Annotated in this window: 12 protein-coding genes; 9 read left to right on the top strand and 3 right to left on the bottom strand. The window is 62.6% G+C overall.

Features of this window, described 5'->3' with window-relative positions; genetic code table 11:
* Positions 1-410 precede the first annotated feature (410 nt).
* Both AC1D11_RS02455 and AC1D11_RS02450 read right to left on the bottom strand, forming a co-directional pair.
* Positions 411-1,511 (bottom strand): DUF58 domain-containing protein, encoded by a 1,101-nt coding sequence (locus tag AC1D11_RS02455; RefSeq protein WP_477646802.1) that lies wholly within the window; start codon positions 1,509-1,511, stop codon positions 411-413.
* A 2-nt stretch (positions 1,512-1,513) separates the two neighbouring features.
* Complete coding sequence (locus AC1D11_RS02450; protein WP_477646801.1) at positions 1,514-2,434, bottom strand: AAA family ATPase; 921 nt, start codon at positions 2,432-2,434, stop codon at positions 1,514-1,516.
* A gap of 40 nt (positions 2,435-2,474) precedes the next feature.
* On the opposite strand from AC1D11_RS02450, the gene AC1D11_RS02445 reads away from it, so the two are divergent.
* The 9 genes from AC1D11_RS02445 (at position 2,475) to AC1D11_RS02405 (ending at position 12,408) form a co-directional block, all read left to right on the top strand.
* Positions 2,475-3,428, top strand: a complete 954-nt coding sequence (locus AC1D11_RS02445; protein WP_477646800.1) for a histone deacetylase family protein — start codon at positions 2,475-2,477, stop codon at positions 3,426-3,428.
* Positions 3,429-3,435: 7 nt separating this feature from the next.
* Positions 3,436-4,242: an enoyl-CoA hydratase gene (locus AC1D11_RS02440; RefSeq protein WP_477646799.1), complete on the top strand. Its 807-nt coding sequence runs from the start codon at positions 3,436-3,438 to the stop codon at positions 4,240-4,242.
* Entirely contained in the window at positions 4,221-5,576 is a 1,356-nt protein-coding gene (locus AC1D11_RS02435) for a mechanosensitive ion channel family protein (protein ID WP_477646798.1), read from the top strand. The genes AC1D11_RS02440 and AC1D11_RS02435 overlap by 22 nt, the downstream gene beginning before the upstream one ends.
* Positions 5,577-5,903: 327 nt before the next feature.
* Positions 5,904-6,653: an electron transfer flavoprotein subunit beta/FixA family protein gene (locus AC1D11_RS02430; protein WP_477646797.1), complete on the top strand. Its 750-nt coding sequence runs from the start codon at positions 5,904-5,906 to the stop codon at positions 6,651-6,653.
* A gap of 11 nt (positions 6,654-6,664) precedes the next feature.
* Entirely contained in the window at positions 6,665-7,597 is a 933-nt protein-coding gene (locus tag AC1D11_RS02425) for an electron transfer flavoprotein subunit alpha/FixB family protein (RefSeq protein ID WP_477646796.1), read from the top strand.
* A 73-nt stretch (positions 7,598-7,670) separates the two neighbouring features.
* Complete coding sequence (locus tag AC1D11_RS02420; protein ID WP_477646795.1) at positions 7,671-8,267, top strand: hypothetical protein; 597 nt, start codon at positions 7,671-7,673, stop codon at positions 8,265-8,267.
* Positions 8,268-8,396: 129 nt separating this feature from the next.
* Entirely contained in the window at positions 8,397-10,187 is a 1,791-nt protein-coding gene (locus AC1D11_RS02415) for an acyl-CoA dehydrogenase (RefSeq protein WP_477646794.1), read from the top strand.
* A gap of 98 nt (positions 10,188-10,285) precedes the next feature.
* Positions 10,286-11,248: an NAD(P)H-dependent flavin oxidoreductase gene (locus AC1D11_RS02410; RefSeq protein WP_477646793.1), complete on the top strand. Its 963-nt coding sequence runs from the start codon at positions 10,286-10,288 to the stop codon at positions 11,246-11,248.
* A 44-nt stretch (positions 11,249-11,292) separates the two neighbouring features.
* Positions 11,293-12,408, top strand: coding sequence for an acyltransferase family protein (locus tag AC1D11_RS02405; protein ID WP_477646792.1), 1,116 nt, complete (start codon positions 11,293-11,295; stop codon positions 12,406-12,408).
* 71 nt (positions 12,409-12,479) lie between these two features.
* Here AC1D11_RS02405 and AC1D11_RS02400 read toward each other — a convergent pair whose 3' ends face one another.
* On the bottom strand, positions 12,480-12,827 hold the full coding sequence (locus AC1D11_RS02400) for a DOPA 4,5-dioxygenase family protein (RefSeq protein ID WP_477646791.1): 348 nt from the start codon (positions 12,825-12,827) through the stop codon (positions 12,480-12,482).
* Positions 12,828-12,872 lie beyond the last annotated feature (45 nt).

Here is a 12,872-nt window from a genome sequence, read left to right as displayed (position 1 = left end):
GGCGCAGACAGAAGGGGCGATCGGGAACGGGGACCGAAGACAAATACCAACAAGGACACGCCATGGCGTGTCCTTGTTTCTTCTGGTGTTCGGGTTCCGGTATTCGGCAGTTGGCTGTTCGGTATTTCTGTTTCCACCCCCTTGTGGATGCGCCGAGGAGCGCAGGGCCAGACGGATCAGGGCAAAAACTTGTTTGAGCCGCAGGCGAGTTGTTTTTGACCCCGGCTGGACCGAGCACCGCAGGTTGCCCCGGAGCGCAGCGCAGGGGACGCAGGAACCAGGGTCGCCTTTCTTTTGCTTACTTTTCTTTGGCGAAGCAAAGAAAAGTGAGTTGCCGCCGGGCAACCCCCGGCCAGCAACCCTCCGCAAAGAGCGCCATCGCCGAAACGACCTCGACCCCAAACCAGACGTCAACATACCGCAAGCGCCTCCAGACAAAGCCTCTTATGCGCCTCCCCACTGGCAGGCTTGATCTCCACCGAAGGCAACCTCAAGCCATAGTCGAGTGCGAGCTTGTCGGCCATCAACACCCAGGCACACAGCCGTGAAAGCTTTTGCTCAACCCCCGCAGAGCCCGCATTCATGAAGTCCAGCCAGAGTTCATGCCGCTGGGCTTGCTGCGTGTCGCGCACGACCAGGCCGTTGCCCTGTTCGTCGGCCTTGGCCGCTTTTTTCCAGACGATCAGTTTCATGGGGTCGCCGCGGCGGTAACCGCGTACGCCGTCAAATTCACCCGTGCTCTGCGCCCGTGAGGCCGCCGCTGCGCCGCCGGAGCGGGGCTCGCCCGGCGGCAGCGGTGGCGGGTGGGCTTCGGGCTGCGGATAGACAAGGATCTGGGCAGCTGGCCGCCACACCGTCCAGACGCGGAAGGTGCCCAGCGGGTAACGGGTTTCAGCGGTCAGCGTCGGCAGCCGGTGCAAGCCTCGCCGCGGCGGCGTGAAGGCCACCTGCACCACGCTGCTGCCCTCGGCGGGAACGTCAGTCCACACCCAGTGCTGCTCGCTGCCCCCTTTTGCGTCCTTTTGGGTGTCCACATCGTGTGGGTTCAGCACGCTCAGCCCGATGCCATGGCGCGCGGTACGCCTGGCGTTCATGAGTTTTACATCAAATGCGGCGGTAGCGCCCGCATAGTGAGCGGGAGGTGCTACTAAATTCATAGCAAGGCCGCGCAGCGTGCCGTGGCAGACGTGCATGCCGACCAGTGCACTGCCGGCCAGCAGGAACGTCAGCAGGTAGCCCAGGTTGAGCTGGTAGTTGATGGAGGCCACCAGCAGCACCAGCAGCGTCACGCCCAGCATCAGGCCTGGGCGCGTGGGCAGGATGTACACGTTGCGCTGGGTCAACGACACGCTGTCGGTGAACGGCAACTTGCTTTGCCACCACTTCTGGAAGCGCCCGCGAATGAACGCAAAAGGATTCCATTCGCGGGCCGCCGTGGAACCGGCTTTGCCGGGCCACTGGTGGCGCCCCCCGGGGGGGGAGGCGCCGTGGGCGCTTCGGGGGGCGTCCATCTTCAGGGGAGCGGCACGGCGTCGAGCATGGCGCGCACCTGCTCCACAGGGCCGCGCCCGGCGTCGCTGACGGGAATGAGCCGGTGTGCGGCGGTTTGCGGCAGCACGGCAGCAATGTCGTCCGGCGCTACGTAGTCCCGCTTGCTCAGGAAGGCCTGTGCTTTGGCGGCCCGCATGATGGCAATGCCCGCGCGGGGGCTGAGGCCTTGCAGAAACCAGCGGCCTGAACGGGTCGCCGTGACCAGGTCCTGCAGGTAGTTCAGCAGCGGCTCCGACGCGTGAACCTGCGCCACCATCTGCTGCAGCTCCAGCAGGTCGTGCGGTGCCAGCAGGGCTGGCAGCTTTTCGACCATGTCGCGCCGGTCGGCGCCGCGCAGCAGTTCGCGTTCGGCGGCGCGGTCGGGATAGCCCAGCGAGATCCGCATGTGAAAACGATCCAGCTGGGATTCGGGCAGGGCGTAGGTGCCGAGCTGGTCGTGCGGATTCTGCGTGGCGATCACGAAAAACGGCAGGGGCAGGGGCCGGGTTTCGCCCTCGACCGTGACCTGCTTTTCCTCCATGGCTTCGAGCAGGGCGCTTTGGGTTTTCGGGCTGGCCCGGTTGATTTCATCGGCCAGCAGCACCTGCGCGAAAACCGGCCCGGGGTGAAACACAAAGCTTTCCTTCTGGCGTTCGTAAATCGACACCCCCGATAAATCGCTGGGCATCAGGTCGGCGGTGAACTGCACCCGCGAAAACTGCAGCCCGAAAGAGCGGGACAGCGCATGGGCCAGGGTGGTTTTTCCGACCCCCGGAACGTCTTCAATCAGCAGGTGGCCGCCGGCCAACAGGCACGCCACGCAGTCCTGTACCTGTGCCGGTTTTCCCACGATGACCGTGTTAAGCTGATCAAGAAGTGCCTGGAGTTTTTCTGTGACTTTCATGGTGCCAACCATACCGTAATTTTTTACAAATTATTTCCCCATGAACGCGACTGGTTATTTCACGCACGCCGATTGCCGCAAGCATGAGATGGGCCCCGGCCACCCGGAATGTCCGGAGCGGCTCGACGCGATTGACGACTGGTTGCTGGCTACCGGCGTCAAGGACGCCCTGGACGCGCGAGAGGCCCCCCTGGCAGCGCTGGGCGACATCGAGCTGGCGCACGACCGCATGATGGTGGCGGCTATCCGCGGCCTGAGCGACAGCCTGGTCGATGACATCCGGGCCGGTGGGCCGGCCTATGCCCAGATAGATCCCGATACCGCGCTCAATGCGTACACCTGGAACGCAGCCCTGCGCGCGACCGGCGCCGTGCTGGCGGCCACTGATGCTGTGATGTCCGGAGAGCTTGAGAACGCGTTTTGCGCGGTGCGCCCGCCGGGCCACCATGCCTGCCACAACCGGTCCATGGGATTTTGCGTTTTCAACAGCGTCGCCGTTGCGGCCAAATATGCGCTGGAGCGCCACGGCCTCAAGCGCGTGGCGATTGTCGACTTCGACGTGCACCACGGCAACGGCACCGAGGACATCCTCAGCGGCGACGACCGTGTCCTGATGGTCAGCTTTTTCCAGCACCCGTTTTACCCTTACACCGGCACCGAAAACCACGCCAGCAACATGCTCAACCTGCCCGTGCCGGCCTATACCAAGGGCATGGCCGTGCGTGAGCTGATCGAAGCGGCGTGGATTCCGCGCCTGGAAGAGTTCAAGCCCGAGATGATTTTCATCAGCGCCGGTTTTGATGCACACCGCGACGATGACCTGGGCCAGATGGGACTGGTCGAGCAGGACTACGCCTGGATCACCCAGCGCCTGAAGGATGTCGCCAGGCGCCATTCGCAAGGCCGTATCGTTTCGTCGCTGGAAGGCGGCTACAACCTGAACGCGCTGGCGCGCAGCGTGGAAGCGCATATTCGCGTCCTGGCCGATTTGTAGGGCATTCATGAGTGCCGTATCTGCTGAGCTTTCGGCTCCCGTGCTTCATACGCAGGACGCGCGCGGTGTCCAACGTCTGGTGCTGAACCGGGCGGCCACCTTCAACACGCTCAATGAAGATGTCCTTGGGGCTCTACAGGCTGCGCTGAATGCGATTGCGGTCGACCCTGCAGCACGTGCGGTGGTCATTTCCGCGCAAGGCAAGGCGTTTTGCGCCGGCCATAACCTGAAAGAGATGCGCGCCCGGCCCGAACAGGCTTACTACCAGAAGCTTTTTGCGCAGTGCACGCGCATGATGCTCAGCATCCAGAAGCTGCCGGTACCGGTGATTGCGCAGGTGCAGGGCCTGGCCACGGCGGCTGGCTGCCAGCTGGTGGCGCAATGCGACCTCGCCGTGGCCTCCAGCAATGCGACTTTTGGCGTGAACGGCATCGACGTGGGCCTGTTTTGCGCCACGCCCAGCGTACCGCTGGTGCGCAACATTCCTGCCAAACAGGCCATGGAAATGTTGCTTACTGGCGAGTTCATCACTGCCGACGAAGCACGTGCACGAGGGCTGGTGAACCGGGTCGCGCCATCGGAGTTGCTTGGCGATGAAGTCGAAAAACTCTTGCAGTCGCTCCTGTCCAAGCCGCGCGAAGCACTCGCCATGGGCAAGGCGCTTTTCTACCAGCAACGTGAAACCGGCATCGAGGCCGCCTACCAGCTGGCGGGCCAGTCCATGGCCTGCAACATGGCCCACGCCGTGGCACAGGAAGGTGTGCAGGCCTTCATCGAAAAAAGGAAACCCCAATGGCCAGCGCCGGCGCCCTGACGACCCGTTCCGCTTCTCCCCGCATCGATACCCTGGACGGCTGGTTTACGGCGCTGACCCAGCCTACGGCCCTGAAGGAACTGGCTGCGCTGGTCGTCTGCGTGTTGCTGGCCTGGTTGGTGGTGCGCGTGGCAAGCCGGGCGCGCTCGCTAGCCGACGAATCCTCGATCCTTTTCGGACGGCGCGTGATTGACGGAGTGCTGTTTCCGCTGTTGCTGCTGTCCTTTGCCTATGCGGCGCAAGCCCTCCTGGCGCGTGTCATGCCGCTGGCACTGTTCAAGGTGGCGATACCGGTGCTGCTCGCGCTGGCCGCGATTCGCCTTGGGGTCAAAGTGCTGCAGGTGGCCTTCAAGGATGCGCCGTTGGTGCGGGCCCTGGAGCGCACCATTTCCTGGCTGGCCTGGATCGCCATGGTGCTGTGGGTCAGCGGCCTGCTGCCGGTGATTCTTGATGAGCTCGACGACATCAAGTGGAAGGTCGGCAACTCGACGCTGTCCGTGCGCACCATGATTGAGGGCGCGCTGACGGCCGGCGTCGTGCTGCTGATCACGCTGTGGATTTCCTCGGCCATCGAAGCGCGCGTGCTGCGCTCGGCCACCGGCAGTGAGCTTTCCCTGCGCAAGGCGGTCAGCAACGCCGCGCGAGCGGTGCTGATGTTTGTGGGCCTGCTGCTGGCGCTGTCGGCGGTGGGCATCGACCTCACCGCTTTGTCCGTGCTGGGCGGCGCCATCGGGGTGGGTGTGGGTTTCGGTTTGCAAAAGCTGGCCGCCAGCTATGTCAGCGGCTTTGTCATGCTGGCCGAGCGCAGCGTGCGCATCGGCGACAACGTGCGGGTGGACACCTTCGAGGGGCGCATCACCGACATCAATGCGCGTTACACCATCGTGCGTGCGCCGTCGGGCCGCGAATCCATCGTGCCGAATGAAATGTTCATCAGCAACCGCGTTGAAAACCTGTCGCTGACCGATTCCCAGGTGCTCCAGTCCACCGTGGTATCAGTCGGTTATGACAGCGACGTCGAGCTGGTGATGCGCCTGTTGATCGAGGCGGCGCTGAAGCAGGACCGCGTGCTGCGCGACCCTGGGCCAGGGGCCAACCTCACCAACTTCGGCGTCGACGGGCTGGAGTTCACGCTCAACTACTGGATGGTCGACCCCGAAAACGGCCAGCAGAACCTGCGCTCGCGTGTCAACCTCGCCATTCTGGAGTCCCTGCGCTCGCACGGCATAGACATTCCGTACCCGCAGCGTGTGGTGCATACCCGCGTGAGCGTTTCGGAGGATGCAAAAAGCGCGGAGAGCGGGAAAGGCACCGCCAGTGCCAGGCCTTCCTGAACAGCCCACAAACGGCCTGCGGCGCGCCTTTTCCCCTGTTCCGTCACCTGTCGCTGTATCGGCAATTGACGCCTGAAAGACACCTGCAGGATAGGGGTTGGGCAGGATGCTCTAATTCCGTCTGTCCGGCCCTCTATAATGAAAAATAGAACGACCGTTCTTTTTCTGCCTGGTTCCCCTGGATACCCTCCGGCAACCAGTTCCGCAGCCCGCATCAGGGGCGCCGCAGCATAGAATGCAAAGCTTACGTTTACGTTAACGTCAATTCAGTCCCGATTTCATTTCGATTTCAATCAGTACTCAATCCATCAACTCTGGAGTCCTCTCATGAAGGTCTTGGTTCCCGTCAAACGCGTTGTGGACTACAACGTCAAAGTCCGCGTCAAATCCGATGGCACTGGTGTCGACATCGCCAACGTCAAGATGAGCATGAACCCGTTTGACGAGATCGCCGTTGAAGAAGCGACCCGCCTGAAGGAAAAGGGCGTCGTGACCGAAGTCATCGCCGTGAGCTGCGGTGTACTGCAGTGCCAGGAAACCCTGCGCACCGCCATGGCCATAGGCGCCGACCGCGCCATCCTGGTCGAAACCGCCGAAGAACTGCAGCCGCTGGCCGTTGCCAAGCTGCTCAAGGCCCTGGTCGAAAAAGAACAACCCCAACTCGTCATCCTCGGCAAACAGGCGATTGACGACGATTGCAACCAGACCGGCCAGATGCTGGCCGCGCTACTCGGTTGGCCGCAAGCGACCTTCGCCTCCAAGGTGGAAGTCGAAGGCACCATGGCCAAGGTCACGCGCGAAGTCGACGGCGGCCTGGAAACCCTCTCGCTCACGCTGCCGGCCATCATCACGACCGACCTGCGCCTCAATGAGCCGCGCTACGTGACCTTGCCCAACATCATGAAGGCCAAGAAGAAGCAGCTCGACAACATCAAGCCCGAAGAGCTTGGTGTCGATGTCAAGCCGCGCATCAAAACCCTGAAGGTGAGCGAGCCGCCCAAGCGCAGTGCCGGCATCAAGGTGGCCGACGTGGCCGCCCTGGTGGACAAGCTCAAGAACGAAGCCAAAGTAATTTAAGGACTGATGACATGACCGCACTTGTTATTGCAGAACACGACAACGCCAGCATCAAGCCTGCGACCCTCAATACCGTGACCGCAGCCGCCCAGTGCGGCGGCGATGTGCACGTGCTGGTGGCCGGCAAGGGCGCCGAAGCCGCCGCCAAGGCAGCCGCCGCCATTGCCGGCGTGGCCAAAGTCATCCACGTCGAAGGCGAGCATTTCGCCCATGGCCTGGCCGAGAACATGGCCGCACAGGTACTGGCCATCGCCGGCGCCTATTCGCACATCCTGTTTCCCGCCACTGCCTCGGGCAAGAACATCGCCCCCCGCGTGGCCGCGACGCTGGACGTCGGCCAGATTTCCGACATCACCAAGGTCGATGCCGCCGACACCTTCGAGCGCCCCATCTACGCGGGCAACGCGATCGCCATCGTGCAAAGCCTGGACGCGACCAAAGTCATCACCGTGCGTACCACCGGCTTTGACGCTGCCGCCGCCACTGGTGGCTCCGCTGCGATCGAAACGCCCGCGGGCGTTGCCGACAGCGGCAAGTCGACCTTCCTGGGTTCCGAGATCGCCAAGAGCGACCGCCCCGAGCTGACGGCCGCCAAGATCATCGTCTCCGGCGGCCGTGCGATGGGCTCCAGCGAGAAATTCAACGAAGTGCTGACGCCGCTGGCCGACAAGCTGGGTGCTGCCCTGGGCGCATCGCGCGCAGCGGTTGACGCGGGCTACGCCCCCAATGACTGGCAAGTGGGTCAGACCGGCAAGATTGTCGCGCCCCAGCTCTACATCGCCGCCGGTATTTCCGGTGCGATCCAGCATCTGGCCGGCATGAAAGACAGCAAGGTCATCGTGGCGATCAACAAGGATCCGGAAGCGCCTATTTTTAGCGTCGCTGACTACGGTCTCGAGGCCGACCTGTTCACGGCCGTACCCGAGTTGGTCGCAGCCCTGTAATACGGTTTCAGGCCAGCGCGACATGAAAGCCAGGCAGCAACCCGGCCAATCCGGCATGAGGCGAGGCGCATGCATGGCATTGATGCTGGCGGGCTTGCTCCTCACTGCGTGCGCGGGGCTTGACCGCAAAGTCGAGCAGGTCAGCGTCAAGTCGGACATCAAGGAGCCTGTGGCGTCTTTGGCCCTGGTTTTTGTGACCCCCGAGTGGGCCAACCAAAACCCGGACCTGGTCAAAGGCTACAGGCTCTCGGGTGTACTCGACAACCGCCTGATGAACCAAAGTGTTGGGCACGCCGCAGACTTCATGCAACTCAACGGTGTTCCCGCAAAGTACGCGGGGACCTTCAACCAGCGTTCCAATATCAGGGGCGTGCTGGGCGAATGGTCCGGACAGGGTTACAACACGCTGCTGTTTGTTCCGATGGGCTCCACCGTCACCTCCCAGGGCCATGAAGCCCGCAGGGGTTCTACCCGTTACCGCGTGACGTTGTACAGCAGGAAGCTCGTGCCCATGCTGGAGTTTCAGGATGCGTTTTACGCCTCGGCCCCGGATTCGGGTCATGTGGACTTGATGGCAGCGGGCTGGCTCAATGCCTTGATGGACAACGGTTATGTCGTGCGGAAATCCGACAAGCTGGTGGAGCCGCCACTGCGTGATTTTTCGCCCTAGATTCAAGAGTTCACCTGGCAATTGAGACCCTGATTTCGCCTGGGGTATGCCAAGCCGGCAAGCCATGGCGGCGTACCGATTTTTACCCTGCCTTCGCCGGGCATAAGACAACTTTCCGGAGACAAAAACATGACGTACAAAGCCCCCCTCAAGGACATGCTGTTTGATATCAAACACCTGGCCAACATCGAACAGATTGCGCAAATCCCCGGCTTTGAAGAGGCCGGCTTCGACACCGCGCAGGCTGTGCTCGAAGAATGCGCCAAGTTCAACGAGGGCGTGCTGGCTCCGCTCAACCGTGACGGTGACATCAATCCGTCGAGCTTTCAATCCGGCGAAGTCACCACCACGCCAGGCTTCAAGGAGGCCTTCCGCCAATACGTCGAAGGCGGCTGGCAGGGCCTGCAGCATCCGGCGGATTTTGGTGGCCAGGGTTTGCCCAAAACCATAGGCGCGGCCTGCGGTGAAATGCTCAATTCCGCCAACATGAGTTTTGCGCTGTGCCCGCTACTGAGCGACGGGGCCATCGAAGCGCTGCTCACGGCCGGCTCCGACGAGCTCAAGGCGGTCTACCTTGAAAAGCTGGTGAGCGGCCAATGGACTGGCACCATGAATCTGACCGAGCCGCAGGCCGGCTCCGACCTTGCCATGGTGCGCAGCCGTGCCGAGCCGCAGCCCGACGGCACTTACAAGGTGTTCGGCACCAAGATATTCATCACCTATGGTGAGCACGACATGGCCGAGAACATCGTGCACCTCGTTCTCGCCCGCGTCACTGGCGCACCTGAAGGGGTCAAGGGCATCAGCCTGTTTGTCGTGCCCAAGTTCATGGTCGGCAAAGACGGCGCTCTGGGCGCACGCAACGACGTGCACTGCGTGAGCATCGAGCACAAGATGGGCATCAAGGCGTCGCCCACCGCCGTGCTGCAGTACGGCGATCACGGCGGCGCGGTGGGCTACATCGTCGGTGAAGAAAACCGCGGCCTCGAGTACATGTTCATCATGATGAACTCGGCACGCTACGCGGTCGGCATGCAAGGAATCGCGATTGCCGAACGCGCCTACCAGAAGGCTGTGGAATTTTCCAAAGACCGCGTGCAAAGCCGCCCGGTTGACGGTTCCATCAAGGCCAGCGCGCCCATCATCCATCACCCGGACGTCAAGCGCATGCTGATGACCATGCGCGCCTATATCGAAGGCTGCCGCGCCATGGCTTCCGTGGCCGCCGCCGCTTACGACGCAACGCATCACCACCCCGACGCCGAGGTGCGCAAGCAGAACCAGGCCTTCTACGAATTCATGGTGCCACTGGTCAAAGGCTACAGCACCGAGATGAGCCTGGAAGTTACCTCGCTGGCCGTGCAGGTGCACGGCGGCATGGGCTTTATTGAAGAAACAGGCGCGGCCCAGTACTACCGCGACGCCAAGATTCTGACCATCTACGAAGGCACAACCGCCATCCAGGCCAACGACCTGATTGGCCGCAAGACTTCGCGCGATGGCGGCCAGACGGCCAAGGCGATTGCGGCGCAGATCGAAAAAACCGAGGGCGAACTGCTCAAGCAGGGCAGCGCCGACGCGATGGCTGTGGCCAGGCGCCTGAAGGCCGCGCGCGAAGCCTTCATCGACGTGGTGGATTTCGTGGCAGGCAACACCAAGGCCAGCCCCAACGCCGTGTTTGCCGGCAGCGTGCCCTACCTCATGCTCGCGGGCAACGTGGTGGCCGGCTGGCAGATGGCGCGTTCGCTGCTGGTGGCGCAAGAGCAAATCGCGCAGGGTGTCGACACCGCCTTCATGCAGGCCAAGATCACCACCGCGCGCTTTTACGCCGACCACCTGCTGACCAAGGCGCCTGGCGTGCGCGACAGCATTGTCGATGGTGCAGACAGCGTCACGGCGCTGGCGCTGGACGCGTTCTGACCCTGTACACACTGCTATTTATTTGATAGCTGCTTGCGCCCGTCGGTAAAGGGTCGCAGCATGTTTTTTATTGAATTCAGAATAACAACGGAGCCACCATGTCAAGACTGCCCGGGGCGCTGAACAAGCTGCCTTTGCCCATCATCGGTTCGCCGCTCTTCATCATCAGCAACCCCAAGCTGGTCATCGCGCAGTGCAAGGCCGGCGTGGTGGGCGCCATGCCCGCGCTCAACGCACGGCCTGCATCGCAGCTCGATGAGTGGCTGGCCGAGATCACCGAGGCACTGGCAGCCCACAACAAGGCTAACCCCGACAAACCGGCCGCGCCTTTTGCCATCAACCAGATCGTGCACAAGTCCAACGACCGTCTGGAGCACGACATGGAAATGTGCGTGAAGTACAAGGTGCCCATCTATATCACCAGCCTGGGTGCACGCGAAGACATCAACGCTGCCGCCCACAGCTATGGCGGCGTGGTGCTGCACGACATCATCAACAACAAGTTCGCGCGCAAGGCAATTGAAAAGGGCGCCGACGGCCTGGTGGCCGTGGCGGCAGGCGCGGGCGGCCACGCGGGCGTCAAAAGCCCGTTCGCGCTGATCCAGGAAATCCGCCAGTGGTTTGACGGCCCACTTGCGCTGTCGGGCGCCATCTCTACCGGCGGCGCGGTGCTGGCCGCGCAGGCCATAGGCGCCGACTTCGCCTACATCGGTTCGGCCTTCATCGCCACGGACGAAGCGCGCGCAGCCGACGCCTACAAGCAGGCCATCGTTGACGGAAATTCCGACGACATCGTTTACAGCAGCCTCTTCACCGGTGTGCACGGCAACTACCTCGCGCCGTCGATTCGCGCAGCCGGCATGGACCCTGAGAACCTTCCCGAAGGCGACGTCAAGACCATGAACTTTGGCGGCGGCGAAGGCAGCAAGTCCAAGGCCTGGAAAGACATCTGGGGCTGCGGCCAGGGCATTGGGTCTGTCAGCAAGGTCCAAAGCGCCGCGGCCTTTGTGGACCAGCTCAGGCGCGAGTACGAGCTGGCACGCCAACGGGTCTGCGCTTAAGCGTCATCGGTACCCAGAGCAGCGCTGCGCCTGAAACCCCCGCCTTGACCACCGCAACCCGACGCTTTCCGGGCATGGATGCCCTCAAAGGGCTGGCCTGCATCCTGATCGTTTTGCATCACCTGGCCTTTTATGGCCCGATGTCGGACGTGGTGCACCCGTTTGCACCGGCCCTGATGGACTGGCTTTACGACTACGGCCGCATGGCCGTGCAGGTGTTCCTCGTCGTGAGTGGTTTTCTGGCGGCGGCCTCGCTTGCGCCGCAAGGTGTGGCCGTGTTCGGTGCACCTGGCTCCCTGATTTTTCGCCGCTACTGGCGGCTCGCCAAACCCTATCTTGTGGCGCTGGCCGTGAGCATGCTCGTGGCTGCACTGGTCAGGCCCTGGTTCGCGCATCATTCTGTGCCGGATGCTCCCACGGTGCACCAGCTGCTGGCCCATGTCCTGCTGCTGCAGGACCTGCTCGGGCAGGACGCGCTTTCTGCTGGTGTCTGGTACGTGGCCATCGACTTCCAGCTCTACGCCACGGCAGTTCTCATTTTTGCCTTTGCCCGACGGTTCCAGTTTCAGCCACACAACGGCGACGCAACACACACCACTTCGGTTTCCGCCCCACTCGGCGTGAGCCTGATCCTGTTGGGCGCCTTGGCCTCGCTGCTGTTTTTCAACCGCCTGCCGGCCTTTGATATCACCGCCCTCTATTTCTGTGGCTCCTATGCCCTGGGCATGCTGGCCTTCTGGACCGCAAACCGTCTCGGCGCGCGGCGCAGCTTCTGGCTCGTGACCCTGGCGGTCATGGGCGGGTTGGCCCTTGCGCTGGACTTCAGGGGGCGCCTGGTGGTGGCGCTCGTTACCGCCTTCGGCCTGGTGGGGCTGGCGGTGCTGCAGCCACAGGCCTGGCCGGTGCGGTGGTTGCAGCAACGCCGGCTAGTGCAGTTGGGCCGCATGTCCTACTCCGTGTTCCTCATCCACTTTCCGGTGTGCCTGCTGGTCAATGCCATCGTGAGCCATTTCTGGCCCACGCAACTTGCGGCAAACGTGCTGGGCCTGTTGTCGGCGTTCCTGCTGTCGCTGCTGGCGGGTTGGGTGCTGTACCAGTCGGTGGAATCTCGGCCGATTCCTTTGCAGCCGCGCTGGCTGAGCCGCTTTTATTTGCGTTAAAAAGCAGCTTTTCGCCTTTCTGGACGGGCGCAAGCAGCTATTGAATTAATAGCATTCAACCGGAGCCGGGCTCACCGCCTGAACATCTCCAGCTTCAATGCCGCAGGCTCGCCCAGCCATGAGGCATGCGTGGTGTGGTCGGCCAGGTCGTCACCGGTCAGCCCGTGCACAAACACATCCAGCCCGTCACGATGTTCTTCGAGCCAGGGAATGACGCTGCCGAACGCCGCACGGTCAAATGCCAACTGGCAACTCCAGCGCGGGTGCGGCCCCACCTCTCGTTCATGCACCCGCCCCACGGCAATCCCGAAAAGTGCACCGGCCTTTTCGCACAAGGCGCGTGCCTGCTCAACGGTGCCGGGCCCGAAATACACGTGGGCGTGGTAGCGGGCATAAAGGTTTTCAGGTCGCTGGATCATGGTGGAGCGGAAGGGGAGGAGAGGGAAGGAAAAATGAAAATGGGG

Source organism: Polaromonas sp. P1_E11 (assembly GCF_056405995.1).
Note: the sequence above shows the minus strand (reverse complement) of the source record. Positions and strands in the feature narration are given on the sequence as shown.

What these genes read in the sequence shown, in the direction of transcription:
- AC1D11_RS02400 (WP_477646791.1), bottom strand. Translation starts at nt 12,827, where the DNA reads ATGATCCAGCGACCTGAAAACCTTTATGCCCGCTACCACGCCCACGTG.
- AC1D11_RS02445 (WP_477646800.1), top strand. Translation starts at nt 2,475, where the DNA reads ATGAACGCGACTGGTTATTTCACGCACGCCGATTGCCGCAAGCATGAG.
- AC1D11_RS02410 (WP_477646793.1), top strand. Translation starts at nt 10,286, where the DNA reads ATGTCAAGACTGCCCGGGGCGCTGAACAAGCTGCCTTTGCCCATCATC.
- AC1D11_RS02430 (WP_477646797.1), top strand. Translation starts at nt 5,904, where the DNA reads ATGAAGGTCTTGGTTCCCGTCAAACGCGTTGTGGACTACAACGTCAAA.
- AC1D11_RS02435 (WP_477646798.1), top strand. Translation starts at nt 4,221, where the DNA reads ATGGCCAGCGCCGGCGCCCTGACGACCCGTTCCGCTTCTCCCCGCATC.
- AC1D11_RS02450 (WP_477646801.1), bottom strand. Translation starts at nt 2,434, where the DNA reads ATGAAAGTCACAGAAAAACTCCAGGCACTTCTTGATCAGCTTAACACG.
- AC1D11_RS02420 (WP_477646795.1), top strand. Translation starts at nt 7,671, where the DNA reads ATGGCATTGATGCTGGCGGGCTTGCTCCTCACTGCGTGCGCGGGGCTT.
- AC1D11_RS02440 (WP_477646799.1), top strand. Translation starts at nt 3,436, where the DNA reads ATGAGTGCCGTATCTGCTGAGCTTTCGGCTCCCGTGCTTCATACGCAG.
- AC1D11_RS02415 (WP_477646794.1), top strand. Translation starts at nt 8,397, where the DNA reads ATGACGTACAAAGCCCCCCTCAAGGACATGCTGTTTGATATCAAACAC.
- AC1D11_RS02425 (WP_477646796.1), top strand. Translation starts at nt 6,665, where the DNA reads ATGACCGCACTTGTTATTGCAGAACACGACAACGCCAGCATCAAGCCT.
- AC1D11_RS02455 (WP_477646802.1), bottom strand. Translation starts at nt 1,511, where the DNA reads ATGGACGCCCCCCGAAGCGCCCACGGCGCCTCCCCCCCCGGGGGGCGC.